Annotated in this window: 13 protein-coding genes; 4 read left to right on the top strand and 9 right to left on the bottom strand. The window is 57.2% G+C overall.

Features of this window, described 5'->3' with window-relative positions:
- Nucleotides 1–256: 256 nt before the first annotated feature.
- From HS103_10820 to HS103_10805, 4 genes are read right to left on the bottom strand one after another with little or no spacing between them, the layout of a single operon-like run.
- The gene (locus HS103_10820) at nt 257–2,638 is read right to left on the bottom strand and encodes a hypothetical protein (protein MBE7513288.1); all 2,382 of its coding nucleotides are present in this window, start codon (nt 2,636–2,638) and stop codon (nt 257–259) included.
- Nucleotides 2,639–2,669: 31 nt separating this feature from the next.
- Nucleotides 2,670–3,851, bottom strand: a complete 1,182-nt coding sequence (locus HS103_10815; GenBank protein ID MBE7513287.1) for an AAA family ATPase — start codon at nt 3,849–3,851, stop codon at nt 2,670–2,672.
- The gene (locus HS103_10810; protein ID MBE7513286.1) at nt 3,848–5,671 is read right to left on the bottom strand and encodes a hypothetical protein; all 1,824 of its coding nucleotides are present in this window, start codon (nt 5,669–5,671) and stop codon (nt 3,848–3,850) included. The genes HS103_10815 and HS103_10810 overlap by 4 nt, the downstream gene beginning before the upstream one ends.
- Before the next feature lie 42 nt (nt 5,672–5,713).
- On the bottom strand, nt 5,714–6,769 hold the full coding sequence (locus HS103_10805) for a hypothetical protein (GenBank protein MBE7513285.1): 1,056 nt from the start codon (nt 6,767–6,769) through the stop codon (nt 5,714–5,716).
- 116 nt (nt 6,770–6,885) lie between these two features.
- Between HS103_10805 and HS103_10800 the strand changes: the two genes are divergently transcribed.
- Together HS103_10800 and HS103_10795 are read left to right on the top strand one after the other, a co-directional pair.
- Nucleotides 6,886–7,779 carry a hypothetical protein gene (locus tag HS103_10800; GenBank protein ID MBE7513284.1) on the top strand — a complete coding sequence of 298 codons (894 nt, stop codon included), beginning with the start codon at nt 6,886–6,888 and terminating at the stop codon, nt 7,777–7,779.
- Nucleotides 7,780–7,837: 58 nt separating this feature from the next.
- Complete coding sequence (locus HS103_10795) at nt 7,838–8,854, top strand: ribokinase (protein ID MBE7513283.1); 1,017 nt, start codon at nt 7,838–7,840, stop codon at nt 8,852–8,854.
- Nucleotides 8,855–8,957: 103 nt separating this feature from the next.
- Here the strand turns inward: HS103_10795 and HS103_10790 are convergent, their stop codons facing one another.
- Nucleotides 8,958–9,662: a hypothetical protein gene (locus tag HS103_10790; GenBank protein MBE7513282.1), complete on the bottom strand. Its 705-nt coding sequence runs from the start codon at nt 9,660–9,662 to the stop codon at nt 8,958–8,960.
- A gap of 190 nt (nt 9,663–9,852) precedes the next feature.
- On the opposite strand from HS103_10790, the gene HS103_10785 reads away from it, so the two are divergent.
- Complete coding sequence (locus HS103_10785) at nt 9,853–12,303, top strand: tetratricopeptide repeat protein (protein MBE7513281.1); 2,451 nt, start codon at nt 9,853–9,855, stop codon at nt 12,301–12,303.
- 414 nt (nt 12,304–12,717) lie between these two features.
- On the opposite strand, the gene HS103_10780 is transcribed toward HS103_10785, so the two are convergent.
- Genes HS103_10780 through HS103_10765 form a run of 4 tightly spaced genes read right to left on the bottom strand, consistent with a single transcriptional unit; the run spans nt 12,718 to nt 15,330 of the window.
- Nucleotides 12,718–13,587 (bottom strand): sortase, encoded by an 870-nt coding sequence (locus HS103_10780; protein ID MBE7513280.1) that lies wholly within the window; start codon nt 13,585–13,587, stop codon nt 12,718–12,720.
- Nucleotides 13,577–14,173, bottom strand: coding sequence for a helix-turn-helix domain-containing protein (locus tag HS103_10775; GenBank protein MBE7513279.1), 597 nt, complete (start codon nt 14,171–14,173; stop codon nt 13,577–13,579). The genes HS103_10780 and HS103_10775 overlap by 11 nt, the downstream gene beginning before the upstream one ends.
- Nucleotides 14,174–14,182: 9 nt before the next feature.
- Nucleotides 14,183–14,713, bottom strand: a complete 531-nt coding sequence (locus HS103_10770) for a ferritin (GenBank protein MBE7513278.1) — start codon at nt 14,711–14,713, stop codon at nt 14,183–14,185.
- Between the two features lie 8 nt (nt 14,714–14,721).
- Nucleotides 14,722–15,330: a zinc ribbon domain-containing protein gene (locus HS103_10765; GenBank protein ID MBE7513277.1), complete on the bottom strand. Its 609-nt coding sequence runs from the start codon at nt 15,328–15,330 to the stop codon at nt 14,722–14,724.
- Nucleotides 15,331–15,602: 272 nt separating this feature from the next.
- On the opposite strand from HS103_10765, the gene HS103_10760 reads away from it, so the two are divergent.
- The gene (locus HS103_10760; GenBank protein ID MBE7513276.1) at nt 15,603–17,258 is read left to right on the top strand and encodes an ABC-F family ATP-binding cassette domain-containing protein; all 1,656 of its coding nucleotides are present in this window, start codon (nt 15,603–15,605) and stop codon (nt 17,256–17,258) included.
- Nucleotides 17,259–17,315: the final 57 nt, after the last annotated feature.

Here is a 17,315-nt window from a genome sequence, read left to right as displayed (position 1 = left end):
CGTCAGAAAGGTAACCATAAAAACAGACAGCCCTCATCCCCCTATCCCCCTTCTCCCTACAGAAGAAGGGGGCATCACGTTTTTGAGTGGGCTTCCCCCTCGCCCCCGGAATTTCTCCCCAATTCTCTGTGTACGAGGTAAGGTCAGGGTTTTCAAACCCCGTAGGGGTGCTTAGCTTTAGCCCGCTGCTTTTGCGGCGGGCGACCACACAGGGTCTCCCCTACGGAGAGGCAAGGCGTGGCGGACAGAGGTTCTTTTAGAAATTTTCTTGACCACCCCCTAGCCCTATCCGTCTCAGAAATGGCAGTACCTCTGCGCCGCGCCGTGCGTCGATCTGTTCAAGCGGTTGCTCTGGCGGAGTCCGTCCTTGTTTCACCCGTTCGTGAATTGCCCGCCGCTCTGCTTGGCTAAATTGGCTGAAGGTTTGCCGCAAGATCGGCAGCACAGCGGTGAAGGCACTGCCAGAGAGCATCCGCACCCAATCGCTGAGGGCAAACCACAGCGCATCATCGCGGAGGAAGCTCAGACTCTCCCCCTGTAAAAAGCCCTTCAACCAGAATACGCTTTGTTCTGGCTTGTTTGTCGTCCCGAGATGGCGTCCCATCTCCTGACAAAGTGCCTTCCCGCTGATCACCCCATTTTGAAAAAGCAAGCGGCACGCCCGCCCCTGCAAAAGGGGATGGACATCAGGTGCATCCAGCAGACCCTTCAGCATCCTTTGCCACTGGGTAATTAGCCCCTCATCGTGGCGCAGCATGACCGCCACATGAAAGGGTTTGATCTTTTCATCAAGGGCGGAGGCGCGATCATCACTGAGGTTTTTACAGGCATTGGGCAGCCAAAAGCAAGTGCGCCGCATGAGATCATCGGCAATTGTCTGTAAGATGCTCCCATCGTTACTGCGCACATCCCCATAGCGCAGCAGATTCACCAGTGGTGGCACGGCAACCATCATCGCTACTGGATCGCGGCTGAGCCGCGCCGCTTCCTCAATTTGCTGAAGAAGGGGATCAATAACCGCCGGAAGATCAGCGCTCAACACACCGCTGATCAACCTCGTCAAGTGCGACAAATCATGGGTTTGCTTGATCCTCTCAATCGTATAGTGCGTGGCTGCCTCGTGGAGTGTACTTCCGTATAAACTACGTTCGATCATTGTTAAGACGAATTCAGGTTTCCACTGGAGCGACCATGTTTCTTTTGCCGTCCCTTCCACCTCGGGGTTGGGATTCTTTGGCTGGCTAATCCGACGGAGCAGCGAGCCGCCCGGGTTTTGCTGTGGCAACCCTCCCCGCCCAAAGGGTTTGAGAAAATGCCCGTTGGACGTTCCCCATGGGATGTTAATCAGGGTTAGGCGGTGCAAGAAAATACGACGTTGGAGGTCGCGCTCTAGACGAAGATCAAGCACAAGTGTGGTGATCACTGGGGTGGGGGGCATCTCCAACGCCGCCTGCTGTTTGACAATATCCTTTTGGAGCGGGAGCATCGTCGCGCCGTCGGGAATGCGCCCCATCCGTTCATCGATCATCACATTTTTGTAAATCAGGTGCATCGGGTGGGGGTTTCCCCCGCACAACACACTGAGGATTGCCTCGTTTAGTTCGTCCAAGCCCGATGCGGGGCGATCCCGCAAGGCGGCGAGGGTATCCGCCAAGCGTGCCGCATCAATAATTTGGGCTGGCGAGGTGTCTAGCCCTTCCTTGCGCAAATGCCGCGCCACTTTTGTGATCCACCCCACCGCTGCTTCATCGGAGTTGTGGTACTGCCACAGGTGAGCATACCACCCCGGTGCGGCAACACCCGCCCCATAGATGCTGCGCACCAACCGCCCGTGTGTCCAGGGCGTCCAGACCACCTCAACAGGGACACGCGGAAGATCAGCGAATAGCGCCTCATCGTCCTCAGCGGGGGGGAGCGCTGCCAACGCGGGGGTATGCCATGCCCCACAAACGACGGCAATCCGTCGATAGCCTTCTAGCCTCGCCGCCCGAACTGCCCGCCGCATGAACGCCTCTCGCCGGGGGGTGAGGTCGTCAAAGGGAGTAGGGTTCGCCGCCCGCAAGGTGGTGATCGCCGTCAAAATCGCGGCAAAAATATCATCCTCGCTGTTGAGCTTTCGGCGGCTTTCCACCAGATGATCCCACCACCGCTCGCCATCGCTAAAGCCCGCCGCCTGCGCCAACCAATAGAGCGGGTCGCTCTGCAAGGTGGGGGCGTTCTCTTGCCTAAGCAGGTATTCCTCGCCCCCTTCGGGCGGGGGAGAATCCGTCGCGGTGGGGGGGCGTGCCGATGCTTGCGTCGCAGTATCCATCAGGGCAAGGCGGTGGGTGATGGGCATATCGATGAAGCGGACGACGATCTGCCTTTGCAGGGCAAACTGAAGGGCGTTCCACTCTGGCGAGAAGGCAGCAAACGGGAAGTAGCCCATCTGCTCCATTCGTTCGGGGTTGTATACCAGCAGTGCAACGGGCGGCTGCATCTGCGCATGTATGGCAAGGGGTAACGCTCCAGTTGCCTCTGGTGGACCCTCGATTAAGATCATGTCTGGGTTCAGCCGCTCCAACGCGGCGTTCAGACTCCGCGCTGAACCGGGTCCATGATGCCGTATACCAAAGAGATGGACGGATTGTTTGGGCATGGTGTCTCGCTCTAGATCGCTATACCCGGCGTTATCCCAAAACCTCTCGGCAGGCGCGGTACATATCTGCCCATTCTTGCCGTTCTTTCACCACCGTATCAAGGTATTCCAGCCAAACAGCACGATCTGCTGTGGGGTCTTTCACAATCGCCCCAGTAATGCCCGCCGCCACATCGTCGGCACGGACGATTCCATCACCAAAATGTGCCGCCAGCGCCATCCCACTAGTGATCACCGAGATTGCCTCCGCCGTGCTGAGTGTGGATGAGGGCGATTTCACTTTTTCATTCCTATCCGCCGTGATACCCTCGCGCAGTTCGCGGAAAATCGTCACCACGCGCTGAATTTCTTCGAGGGCAGGCGTTTCGGCGGGGAGTTCAAGCGCCCGCCCCAAGCTCGTCACGCGCTGCTGGACAATATCAACCTCCTCCTCAATGGTAGCAGGCAGCGGCAAAATCACAGTGTTGAAGCGGCGTTTCAGGGCGCTGGAAAGCTCGTTCACCCCCCGATCCCGATCATTCGCCGTGCCAATCACATTGAATCCCTTCACCGCCTGTACTTCTCCGCCCAGTTCGGGGATGGGCATCACCTTTTCAGAGAGCATCGTAATGAGCGTATCCTGAACATCGGAGGGGATGCGCGTCAATTCTTCTACACGGGTAATTTTGCCTTCTGCCATCGCTTTCATCAGCGGGCTTGGGACAAGCGCCGCTTGGCTTGGACCCTCTGCCAGCAGCCGCGCATAGTTCCAGCCATAGCGAATCTGTTCTTCGCTCGTCCCTGCCGTCCCTTGAATAAGCAGTGTTGAATCGCCAGAAATGGCGGCGGCAAGGTGTTCTGAAACCCACGTTTTCGCCGTCCCGGGCACGCCCATCAGCAACAACGCCCGATCTGTCGCTAAGGTTGCTACGGCAATCTCAATGACCCGCCGCGCCCCAATGTACTTTGGGGTAATGCGAAAGCCATCGTCCAATGTTCCCCCCAGAAGGTAGGTTGCCGCTGCCCAGGGCGAGAGCCGCCACTGTGGAGGGCGTTGGCGGGTATCATGCTTGGCAAGATGCGTCAGCTCTTCGGCAAACTGCGCTTCAGCGTGTTCGCGTAGGACGGCGTTCACCGTCTTTAGCGAGGCGGCAACAGGTGCGGGAAGTGTTTCGATGGGGCTTGTCCCGTTCCCGTTAGTTGGTGTGGACGAAAGCGTCTTGCGCTTGGTCATGAGCTACCCCTTTCACCTAAGGTGTGCTGTAGTTCGTACCGAAATGTGAGCAATTTGATCAACTTTTGAAATGCCTCGCCGTCACCAAGCATCTTTGAGGCACTGGTTGTGAGATAGGGCATCATGTCATGGGGGGTTTGGGGATCCATGAACAACCCCCAGTTATCAAGCCACGACGATACCGGACTATTATTGCCCAACACACGCCGCCTCGACCATTCTGGAGGGCGGTTGGGATGCAGCAGCGACGCGATGATTTCCTCTAGGATAAAGGCGGTGAAGGGGGCGCTCCATGCATGGATGCAGCCATCTAACATCGAAAAGGTATGTTTATCCGCTCCCATTGGTGCATTTTGTCGCCTGATCACGCGCCACATCATATCTTCTCGTTTTTGCGGAGAGAGCAGTTTGATAAGCCCTCCCCCATTCAGCATAAAATTGCCGCCTCCATAGAGGAACCCTGACTCCAAAAGCCCCTCCGCCATATCCGCATCGTCATAGAGTAGTGCGGCATTTTGCCACCCGGTAAGGACAATCGCAGCGGCATGACCAACCAGCGCCGCCCGAATCAGTTCGAGGGAGGTCATCCCGAAGCGCTCTCGCCAAACGCGGGGGGGCACATAGTCAATCATGCGCCGCACCCAAGCCTCTTTGCCACTCAAGCGATCTGGCGGGAAGTTCCCTGTCGGCTGTCCAATGCCATCTCGTTTCATTGATTCATCTAGAGTATTGGGGACAATCAAGGCGAGAAAGTGCGGCGGTGGCGTGCCAATAACTGGGCGCACGTCTGGTTTTGCTGGTGCAGCCGGACTTCCTAAGGGGCGGGTGGGGAAAGGCGATGAGGCGACAGTGGGTTCGCCATAGAGAATTTTCCGCAAAACGGTGTTGTCTTGGGCATCGTAGGAAATGACCGGCTGAGGGGCGAACCGTGATGTTCCCGAAAAAGGCTGTTGGACGGCAGGCGGTGTGTAAGCAAGAGTAGTCTCGATATTCACCGGATACAGAGCAAAAATATTGGCGGTTCGGGCAATCATCCGCCCAACAAAAGCCGATTCAGGGAGTTTTCCCAATAGTGTAGCGGCGTTTAGCTGTACGCCATTATCCTTATCGTCAAGGATTCTCTCTAGAAAATCCTCATCCGCCGCACTCAGATTCGTCTGAAACGTTCCCAAAAACTCTTTGCGGGTCTTGGCAGGTTCCTTATCCCACACACTCGCCAGCAGTTCACGGGCGTGGTGGGGGTCCGTCCGGCGAAGGGCGGCTAACTGCATCTGCCGCTGAAAGGATTTCCCATGAGTCCATAGATCGTGGTCAAAGGGTTTAGCGAACCGCATCCACTTTTCGGGATTATGGTGCATCAGCCACTGTCCCCGTTCACCGAGAAGCGACGGGGAAAGGGCATCCTGTATGAGCTTTTCCTGATTGCCCATCTCGAAAATGGCGGGGAGGAATTCCTCTGGAATACGCATTCCTTCTCGATCCATGAGTTTCAAACATTCAGAAAGTGCCTCACGGAATGTTCCCGATAGCATCTGCCGGAGGTGCTGAAAAACCTGTTTCGGTGGATAGGGGCGTGTTTCGGTGGGCGCATCGGCGAACGTTTTCCACGGGAAATCCTCTAGGGTGTGGTATCTGCCCGCCCGACGATGCAAGGACACCACAGCGGCACGTCGCAGCAGATCACCCGCAGTCCTCAGCGGCATCCTTTCCAAAAAGCCTGCCAGCGCCCCTTCGTCCTCGCCAGAGAGAGAGGCGTTGTCATGTTCCTGCCGCCGTATTCCAAGCAAAGCGCGGGTCACCAAATCGTCCCATGTGGTCATCGTAGGCATCCTTTCACACGCGGTGTATGCATATGATCATGATCAGAGCCAGACGGTTTGATGTGGCGTGAAAATAGCCAGGGGAAACAGGCTGCTCCCGTTCCACTCCCCAAAGAGCGTCACCGGCTTACCGCCACTGACGGCGAGAACTTCCCACCCTTTTCTAAAAAGGGGCGATGTAACAATAATCGGCTCCTCTGCTGCGCCGGCAAACGCCCATCTGCCATCTTCCCGTAGGATCGGTGTGACTCCTTCCAATAGAAAGGGGAGGCGTTCGAGCCAGGGATTTTGGGCAAAGCGTCTCGCAGCGGCATCAAGCGCGGCAGTGGGTGTTTTCTCCCCCCGCATCTGTGTGAGGGGCGGGGTGATTGCGCCTGAGGCATCAGGGATCAAGTGTTCAACGGGGACATGGCGCAGCGCCCCACGCAGTGGCGACATAGAGGGGAAATAAACGATCTCCGTTTTGAGTTTATTCCCCGGCGCAAGCAGTGTCTCCCCTTGTTTCAATGCCCACCCGGAAACACTTAAAAGCGCCCACCGCCGTGAATGAGCGCCCCACAGCCATATTCGGTGGACATGATGTTCCTCGTTGGTCGGTGGGCTAGGCAAAAAGGGTGGGATAGGCGGGAGATGGCTCTCCGTATCCCGCTCAGAGCGAAGCCCTACGATGTACCATGTATCTTTTACGGCAGGCGCAGACGCAATCTCCTCGGCAGTTGGTTGGCAGCCTAAGGCAAGATAGAGATCGGCTTGCTCAGGCTCGGTAAGCTGGTGGCGGCGTTGAAATGCCTCTGCCATGAGGTATAAACGGCTTGTCCCTTCTAAAAGATAGTCCGCCCATTCCGCACGGGTATTGGAAACCCATTTGAGGCGGCGCAGCGCACTCACCACACCCGGAAGTTCAGCATCCACCATGCGGGTGATGATTTCATCCCAAGCCGCTTGGTTGCGCTGGATGCGGAAGGCATTGAAGCCCCCTTCAATCAAATCACAAAGCCAGAGGGCGAGTGTTTCTAAACCCGCCCCCATGCGCTCCAAACGCAGCGGGGAAAGAGAGAGCGATGCTGTTTTCGGTGGGGCTGGTGTTACGTTTGGCATACTTTCTATTTACACTTTTCACATTACAAACACTATTACGATTTGAAACCGATTCCAAAATCCGTTTCAGTGGTACACTTTCTGCTGTACATCTAGCGTCATGGGGAGAAATACCTATGTTTGCTGCATTCGGACGCAGTTGGCGTCTGCTCAAAACAACATGGAATGTCCTGCGCCAAGACAAGGAACTGACGACGTTTCCCGTCCTCGCCTCTATCTTGACAATTTTGATCTCGATTGTCTTCTTCTTGCTTGCCCTTGCCCTCGGCATTCGCGTGCCGGGGATGGATGGGCGCGGGCGGGGGGGTGATTTCAACCTACTTGGTCTGGTCGCCCTGTTTTTTTACTACCTTGTGATCAGTATGGTCGTCAACTACATGGCGGCGGCACTGACGGCGGCGGTTTTGATCCGTATTCGGGGTGGCGATCCTACCGTGCAAGATGGCTTCAAAGCAGCGAACAGCCGCTTGGGGAAACTCTTCATTTGGTCGTTGATCACGGCGACGGTGGGCATGGTGCTGCAAATGGTGCGCAATCAGGCACGCAAAAGCGACAATATCGCTATGGCGATCATCGCCTCGCTTCTCGCCAGCCTTGCTGAATTTGCGTGGGAGGTAGCCTCCTTCCTCACCATCCCCATCATTGTTGATGAAGATAAACAGCCTCTTGAGGCGCTGAAGGGTAGCGTTGCTTACCTCAAAAAGACATGGGGGGAGCAAATCATCGGTGGGGCGGGGTTGTCGCTGGCTCTCGGCTTGATCAGTTTTGGGATCGCCCTTTTGGGGCTGCTCATCGGCGGCTTATTCGGGGCAATGGGTTTTAATCTTGGCGTCGTCGCAGCCATTGTCGTTGTGGTTATCGCTATTGCGGTGGTCTCCGTGATTGGCGGGACGCTTGGTGGCGTGTTCCGCGCCCTCGTCTACCAATATGCTAAGACAGGCACCATCCCCACCATGGATGGCGTCGAATCAGCGTTGATCAGCGGCGCGTTCAAGCCAAAAGGTATCTAAAGGTATTCTGATGTGTTTCGTGGAGCGCCGATGCTGCGCTCCACACAAAATCTTCTCCATGCCTACCCCAACGAATTTGCTCGCCCTTTTGAAGGTGTTTCCCGCCACCCGCGCCCTTGTTGTGGGCGATGCGGTGCTGGATGATTACTGGCACGGCAGAGCAGCCCGCCTAAGCCGCGAAGCGCCGATCCCCGTCCTTGAATGGGAGGGTCAGCAGAGCATCCCTGGTGGGGCGTGCAACCCGGCTGCGAACATCGCCGCCGTTGGGGGGAGGGTGATCCAAGCTGGAATCATCGGGGTGGATGCCGAGGGAGAGCGGCTTCGGGAGCTTCTCAGCGCACGGGGAATTATTCCTGATGGGCTGATCACCGACGCCACCCGCCAAACAACGACCAAGACACGCATCATGGCACACATGGGTTTACGCTTTCCCCAACAGGTGGCGCGGATTGACAGGGTGAGTCGTCACCCGCTGAGTGAGACCAGCGAACACGCCTTGATCGCCGTCATGGAATCCCACGCCGAGCGCGTACAGGCGATCATCCTCTCCGATTACCTAAGCGGCGCAGTGACGGCAAAAGTGGCAGCGGCGGCGCGGCAAATCGGCGCGGCGCGGGGATTATTCTTAGCCGCCGACGCCCAGGGGGATTTGGCGAAATTTGCCGGATTCGACATGGTGAAATGCAACGCCGATGAACTACAGCGCTACAGCCGGCAAGCAGTCACCTCCAATGAGGAATTCGCCGCAGTCGGGCGGCAGCTTGCCATGGATTACGCAGTGAAGGGTGTCGTTTTGGTAACGCGGGGCGCAGAGGGCATCAGCCTGTGTCCGGCGCGGGGGGAGGCGTTTCATCTTCCCGCCCCGCAGGTCACTGATGTCTACGATACCGTCGGGGCGGGGGATACCGTCCTTGCCGTTGTCAGCATGGCGCGTCTGGCGGGGGGAAGCTATGCGCAGTCGGCGGCGTTGGCAAACCTTGCCGCCGGAATCGTCATTCGTAAAGTAGGGAATTATACCCCTTCGCTGGACGAACTGCGGGAAGCAGTGGCGATGCGCGAGGAGGGGCAAGGGTAGCATTTTTTGCCACATGGTGAGAGGACTAGCGAGAAAGACAGGGAGCGCCCACATTAGGACGCCCCTTCACAACTCAAAAGCGATTAACGGCTAGATGGAAGGGTTATCGCCCTTCGCAGCCCGGCGCAACGGGGAATCCCGCTTGCCCATATTCCTCTGGGACATCTGCCGTGTTCGCTAATGGAATCCAGCCGCCCATCACATAGATGCGTCCGTACTTGCCATCATCGCTGGTGTCGAGGACAAACGCCGTTTGGCATGTCTTTAGGACTTCCCCGGTGGATTTCCCGCCCGGCTCGCTAAAGACAGCCGTATCGCTGGTGATCAGCACCAAGTTGCGGTTGGCGGGCAGCCCTGGTCCAGAAAATACTGCCCCGCAGCTATCCGGTCCAACCCCATAGCAATAGTCGAGAACAGCTTTTGTCGTGCAGTTATAGGTGAGAGTCCAAATAACCGTGTTTGAATCAGGGGGTGTGCTGCCGATATACCCATCAATGGTGATAATCGTATTGGCAGGCTGATCGGGAAATGGGTAGTTATAGTTGGTGAATGTCCCGCTAAACCCCCCCAAGCCAGTTGACTGCTCAAAAGAGTAGAACATGCTTCCGTCAATAGAGGCGCTGCCGGCTTCGCGGGTGGCTGTACCATCCATAGTGATGGTTAGGTCTATCCCTGCTCTTGTACAATCGGAGGAACTGTTCAGGGCAATCCCGCTAATCGCATTTACTGCTTTTGCCGGAATCGGTAAGACTAGACTCACGCTAACCAATACCACAAGAACGACGATGAGGCTTAATGTGCGTTTCATAGGGGTCATCTCTTTCCCGACAACAGATACGAATGCAAGACAAACGCATTATAGAGCTGTTTTAAAATGCACATGTCACATGTTTTGCCGCTAAGGGCTGGCTGCGCTTTCACATCCAATCCCTCCAAATTTCCTAATGGTCAGTGAATCCTTCTCGCTACCCCGTCTGGACAATGGCTATAATCGGGGGATGAGACGTTTACCCACACACCCTTTTGCCCGCATGGTCACCGTTGCCGTTTTCGCCCTGTGCTTCTCTGCCTGTCGGCGGGAGGCTGCGCCGATCATCCTCGTCACGGCGACGCCCAACAGCTTGCCTACCGCAGTGGTGATTATCCCCACTGCCACGCCAATTCCTTCGCCAACCGTGCCGCCAACGCCGACCATCGCTCCCTTTATCGCCATTGCCGAGGCAGATACGCTGCTGCACAATGGCAACTATGATAAGGCGGTGTCCGTCTATCGCTCCGTATTGGATCAACCCATTCTCGCTGTCGATCCGGCACTACGTCTTGAGGCAGCGTTTGGCTTGGGCGCGGCGGCACGGCGCGAGGGGCGTTTTCAAGAAGCAGTTTCCGCGCTCACCGAATTCCTCACCACTTACCCTGATGATCCACGTGCCGCGGCTGCTTACTTTCTGCGGGGCGATGCCTACCTCGGTCTGAGCTTGTGGGAACAGGCAATCGGTGATTTCACCATCTACCTGCAAAAACGCCCCGGTCTCATCGATAGCTACGCCCATGAGCGGATTGGGGACGCCTACCTCAATTTGAACCGTCCAGCAAAAGCACTAGAACACTATGACCTCGCCGTCCAAAGCTCGCGGGGGCTTGCCCCCTTGCTGGCGCTGCGGGAGCGCCTTGCTGCGGGCTATTTGAATGCGGGCGACGTGGGAAAAGCAATCGCCCAATACGACGCCATCCTTGAGGCAGCCCAAAACCATGGTTACCGCGCCGCCATTGCCCTAACCGCCGCCAACGCCCTCAGTCGTGCGGGGAACGATGCGGCTGCCGTCGCCCGCTACCAAGCGATTTTAGCTACTTACCCCGAAACGCCCGCTGGCTACCAAGCGATGCAGGCAATTCTGCGACGCGGCGGGGCGGTGGATAGCTTTCTTCGGGGGCGGATCAGTTTTGCCGCCGAAGATTACGCCGACGCGGTGACCGCTTTTCAAAACTATACCAGCAGCACAACCATCGGGCAGATTGAGCCGATCACCTACATGTTGTTAGGGAAGGCTTACCGTGAATTGGGGAATGTCGCCGCCGCAAACACATCCTTCCAAACAATCATCACCCAATACCCCACCTCACCGTTTTTTGGCGAAGCGTGGCTGGAACAAGGGCGCACGCTCTTTTTGAGCAATGACGTTCAAGGGGCGATCACAAAGTATATGGAATTTGCCGAAAAGCACGCTGATAATTCCCAAGCGGCGGAGGCAATCTGGCGGGCGGGCTATCTTTACAGCACCGTCGGCAACATGGAGCAATCCCTCGCCACCTTCGAGATTTTAGGGGCGAAATACCCCGGTCACGAACGCGCCCAAGATGGCTTATTTCGGGGGGGGATGGCGGCGCTCAACGCGAATATGCCCGCCCGCGCCCAACGGCTGTTCTCGCTGCTTGCCGTCAGTGGGATAGGCGAACTGAAGGCAGCCGGCTACCTCTGGTTGGGACGCCTCTACCAACTCCAAAACGAGACTCAATTGGCTGCCGAGGCATATACCCAAGCAGCAAAGGCAGACCCAGGCGGTTATTATAGCTTGCGGGCAGCAGACTTACTCGCCGGGCGTGTTCCTTTCGTTCCTCCCGCTCAGATCGATTGGGCATACAACACCCCCACCGAGATTGAGATTGCCGAAACATGGCTGCGAACAACCTTCGCCATCACCGCACCAGGACCGCTCTGGCAAGTTGCCCCGCAAATCAGCAACGACCCCCGCTATATTCGAGGGGGGGAACTGTGGGCGCTTTCCGCCTATGAGGAAGCTCAAGCCGAATTCACCGCACTCACCGAGGCGTACAGCGATAGCCCCTTGGGGTTATACCAACTGGCAAATTACTACCACCGAATCGGGCATTACCGCGAGGCGATCTTCGCCGCAGCTAAGCTGATTGACGGAGCAAAGGTGCCTACGGCGAATGCGCCAAAGGCGATTGCCGCCCTACGGTATCCAATCGCCTACTACGATCTTGTGATCCCCACCGCACAGCGGTACGGGCTCGATCCGCTTTTGGTCTTTAGCCTGATGCGTCAAGAGAGTTTGTTTCAGGGCGGGGCGACGAGCAGCGCGGCGGCGCGGGGCTTGATGCAGATTATCCCTCCCACCGGTGACTACATCGCCCGTCAGTTAGGCTATACGAATTTCCAAACGGCAGACCTCTATCGTCCCTATATCAACGTCCCTTTTGGGATTTTCTACCTCGCTGAGCAGTTGAATGTGTTCGATGGTAAGGTCTATGCGGCGTTAGCAGCTTATAACGGCGGTCCCGGCAACAGTGCTGAATGGCTGCGTATTTCCAACAGCGATCCCGATTTGTTTGTGCAAGCGATCACCTTTGAGGAAACGCGCACCTATGTCCGTCGTATTTATGAACAGTACGAGATTTACATGAAAATCTATGGGGTGGGCGTCCGTTGAGCAGCAGCCAACGACAATGATTGCTAGAAACCCCCCCATCCCCCTACCTCGCCTCCGCGTAGGGGCGAGTCGCCCGCCGCTGAAGCAGCGGGCTGAAAGCAGCCACCCCTTCGGGGCTTAAAGGCAAAAAGCCGCTATGCATCTTTCAGCCCCAACGGGGTGATCATTCCTAGCGCGGCGGCTTTAGCCCCGCGCCTTCACCCCCGCACTCGCCCGCCGCTAAAATGTCGGGCTAAGAATAACCACCTCTTCGGGGCTTGGAAACCCTCACTCCGTAAATAGAGGCGGGGGCTCTCTCCACCCCCTTTCCCTGTGACCATCGTTTTGTGGATCGCCCACTCATGGCTATGGCGACCCTTATCCACAAGTACCAGACAAGCCTTAAAGCAGCGGGTCCACATTCCATCTTTGCACTCAGCTTGTCCGCGTCGCCCGAACAATCAGACGGGTGTCATAGTCACTGGTGCGACTGTTGTACCCGTCGCACGTTAACAACGTCAACACATCCCCCACCCTCTGATTGATGGGGCTAATATCCGAAGGGACAACCAACCACGAACGCTGGACAACATAGCGGTATTCCACGCCCCCACGCCAAACGCTGATCACATCCCCCGGACGGAGCAGTTTCAGGTCATAGAAGGGTCCCCGCGCCCGTTTTGCCAGTTCGCTGTGCGCTCCAATCACTGTATTTCCCGCACCGGGAAGTGCCAAGCCCTCTAAGTGTGCCGCCTGCGAGGTGATATAGCTGAAATCCCATGTTGTCCCCGTGAAGCGGGCATTGATCACAGGGAGATCAAGCCCCAGTTTGGGAATTTGGAGGCGGAACTGATCGGATGGGGGCGGGCGCACATCCACTGGGGCAAAGGCGACGACAGTTGCCCGCTCTTGTCGAGGGGTGGCGGTTGGGGTTGGCGAGAGAAGCGGCGGGGGCGTCCACGCTAAAACTTCTGTTGGGGTCACCGTTTGGGCTAAGAGAGACGGTGCAGAAACACTCGTGGAGGCAGCCGTTGGGTTCAGCCCTGTAAAGAGTGAGAGGGGCGTTGTGGTGGGCGGGGGTGTTGCTGTATTTTCAAAAACAGCGCCCATCCACCATCCTTCGGCGGCGGGAGTGGGAAGGACGGCGACGGACGGGGCAAGGACGGTACGTGAAAACTGGGTGAGCGTGACAACGAGGAGAAAGACACCCCCCATCGTCAGAAGGAGGAGAAGCCCGCCAGCGAGGAACGATACATTCTCGGTGGGCGGCTTCCGTTTACCGCGCCGCGCTCGCTCACGACTCATAGGCAGCCACCAGCGCGATGATAATCGTGTGGGTGAAGGTGTTCACTTTGCGAAGGGCGCCGCCCTGATCGCCCCCCATACGTCCCGCCTCAATCCACTGGATCACCGCATTAAGCAGCAGATCGTGAAAGATGAAAAAGCCCTGCACCGCTTGGGAGAGTTTCAGGTTTTGCGCCCGTATCGTCTCGGCATAGCGCGTGCCAATAACCTCAGCCTGTTTCAGGAGGGCATCGTCCCCAGTGGCAAGGTACTGGACAAGGATATCCATCAGTTGGCGTCCGTAGGCGCTCATCGCATCACGGGCAACGGGATCAAGCGCCTGATACCAGGGGGCGTCTGCCAGCCCGCGTTCGCCAATTTCTAGGCGGAAACGCCCCATCGCACTTTGGACAAGCAGCTGCGCCTCGACAGAGCCGGCACTTCGTCCGGCTTGCCACGCCTCTAGATCGGCAGGCTTGAAGCGCCGGTGCCCGCCCGGGGTGCGCTGTGAGGGCAGCACGCCGCGATCCGCCCAAGCGCGTACCGTTGCCGGGTGAACGCCCAAGCGCTTTGCTGCCTCTGCTAAGCTCAGCCACACCTCATCCATCCGCCTGATTTACGCCCCTTCCGATGTACCCTCTGCGCTTGTGGCAGCGGCAGCGGCGTCAGTTGCCAAATCCCGATCCAGCAAGAATAGGGCGGGGGCAAAGTCGCCAATGCGGGTTACTTTTTGCAGCACCTCATCAACGATTTCTTCTTCCTCTACCTGTTCGTTGACAAACCAAATGAGGAATGTCTCGGTGGCATGGTCGCCCTCTTTACGGGCGGTATCAACAAGGGCGTGAATGGAGGCTGTGACATTCTGCTCGTGATGAAGCGCATCCTCAAAGGCGTTTTTTGCGCTTTCCCACGAAGCACGAGGGGCGTCAATCGCTTGCAGAGTTACCCGTCCGCGCCTCTGGAGGACAAAATCGTAAATCTTCATGGCGTGAAGCATCTCTTCCTCGGCGTGATGGCGCATCCATGCGGCGAAGCCCTTCAAGCCATCGTCTTCAAAATAGGCTGCCATAGAAAGATAGGTATAGAAGGCACGCAGTTCTTTGTTGATCTGCGCGTTCAGCGCCGCTGTCATCGTTTCAGTGAGCATCGGTTTAGTTAGTCCTCGCCTTCAACAAATTCTAATTGAGGATTCGGATCAGGGTCGCGGCGGGGCGGTGGACGCACCCCCCCGCGTCCAGCGGTGCGGCGGCGCTCCCCTTCTGGGGAGGCTTGCACGGTGGCACAGACAGGGCAAATATTCCACCCCAGTTCAAGCATCTCGCCACACTGTTGGCAGGGTTTCTTCAGCCGCGTGTGGCAATAGGGACACACTTGCCAGCGGCTGTTCGCCGGACGCCCACAACCCGGGCAAGCAGGTTTTTCCTCAATTCCCTGAAGAAGGGCTTCTTCCTCAAGGGAACGCTCATAGGATTCGACGAGGGTTTCACGCGGGCGGAGCAGCAGGTAAATGATCAACCCAAAAACGTTCAACACCGCGACGACGAGGGTTGCCGCAATCTGAGCAAGACTATCCCGCGAACGCGCTTTCATATCGCGCCACGTCCATAAGACCAAGCCAAGCCAAAGTGCGGCGGTAACCGCGCCGGCAGCCATAATCCCAAACAAAATCAACGAGCCAATGGTTTGTTCCACGCCCGCGCCCTTCTCAAAACGCTTGAATGTGGCAAAAGTGTAGCACGCCGCCATGAATTTCGCACCATTCACGGCAGCCCATTGCCCCTGTTTATTCGTAATGGACTGTACAAAAAATATCCTTTGCGCTATAGTCTTAGGCATGGTTCACTTCAGCGGGATTGTTATTCTCTCTTTTTGCCGCAAGGCATCTTGGACGGCGTATCCGGGGGAGGATTGCGCCTGCTGATCGGCTGAACTGACTGGGCTTGCTTAGGCATCATTTCGGCATCTTTCACGGCTGTGGGCGCACGCTCACAGCCGTTTTTTGTTTTTTCCTAGGAGTCGGGTGAAAGGGTTTTATCATGCACGTCATTCAAGTCGATTCGCTGACCATCAACCATGCCGGACGGGTGATCTTCCGCGATCTGCGGTGGTCGATTGACGATCAGCAGCGCGTTGGGCTGATCGGCGCGAACGGCGCGGGAAAGTCAAGCCTGTTCCGCGCCATCATGGGCTTGGTCACACCGGATAAGGGGGCGATCACCCGCCAGCGAGGAATAGAGGTGGGCTACCTTCCCCAAGAGGTGATCCTCCCTGCGGGGCAGACGGTCTGGGAGGCGGCAAACGTCTTGCCCCCCGCGTTGGCAGCGGTAGAGGCTGAACTGCGGCGGGTGGAAACTGCCCTCGGTGATCCCGCCGTTTACGGGGACGAGGCAAAATTAACACGCTGGCTTGCCCGCCAAGAAAGCGCTCTTGCCGAATACGAACGGTTGGAAGGGGCGCGGCACGAAGGACGCCTGCGCGATACGCTCACGGCGTTTGGCTTCGCCGCTGCCCAATTTGCCCTTCGCACAGAAACACTGAGCGGTGGGCAGAAAAAACTTGTCGCGCTGACGCGCCTGATCATGGAGCAGCCGACGATCCTGCTCCTTGACGAGCCCGACAATCACCTTGATATCGAGGCGAAACGCGGTCTGGAAAAGGTCATCAGCAGCTATCCGGGCGGGGTGGTGATCATCTCCCATGATCGCTACCTTCTCGATGAGGTGGTCACCCATATTGCCGCATTGGAAGATGGCAAACTGACGCTTTATCCGGGGAATTACACCGCCTATACCACCGAGCGAGAACTGCGCCGCTTGCGCCAACACCAACAGTACATTGCCCAACAGAAAGAGATTGCCCGCATCGAGGCGGCAATCGCCCGCTTTGAACATTGGGCGAGCATCGTCGTTGATGAACGGCATATCAAACAAGCCCGCAGCCGCCGCAAGATGCTAGAGCGGATGGAAGAACGCGGCGAGATCATCGAACGGGTGCGCGCCCCCCGCACGATGGACATGCAGATTGCCGGATGGCGCGGCAGCGCGAAGATGTTGGAAATCCAGCGCCTGGCGATGGGTTTTGACGACGATCTGCTTTTTTGCGATGTGACCATGCTGCTGCGGCATGGCGAACGGGTGGGAATCGTGGGTGGGAACGGTGTTGGAAAGTCTGTCTTGTTTCGCCTGATTTTGGAGGAACTGACGCCCCTCGAAGGCGTGATTAAACGCGGTCCGAGTACGAAGATTGGCTACTATGCTCAGGAACATCAAACGCTGAAAGTGTGGGCAGAGCGCACCGCCATTGAGCGCCTGCGCGATGTGAAACCGATGACAGAAAATGAGGCGGTAGCAGTTTTGGGTAAGTTCGCCCTCGGCTACGCCCAAGCCTGCCAGCCCATCCGCACCCTGAGCGGCGGAGAACGCAGCCGCCTACAGTTGGCGGTGATCATGCTCAGCGAGCCGAATTTGCTGCTTCTGGACGAGCCGACGAATAACCTTGATATTCCCAGTGTGGAGGCGCTGGAAAACGCCTTAGAGGATTTTCAGGGGGCGATTCTCGTCATCTCCCATGATCGCTACTTCCTGGATCAGATGGTGGATCGCGTCGTTGAACTGCGCGATGGCGCGGCGCGAGATTACGACGGCGGCTATACGGATTATCTGGCGGCGATGGGGGCGGCGCTGACGAAATAACCATCCCACGATCAGGACGGTTCGTGAGGTATTCCGTAGGGGCGACCCCGTATGACT

Source organism: Anaerolineales bacterium (genome assembly GCA_015075625.1).
GTDB lineage: Bacteria > Chloroflexota > Anaerolineae > Aggregatilineales > UBA2796 > UBA2796.
The sequence above is the reverse complement of the archived record's forward strand: the minus strand, read 5'-3'. Positions and strand labels throughout refer to the sequence as shown.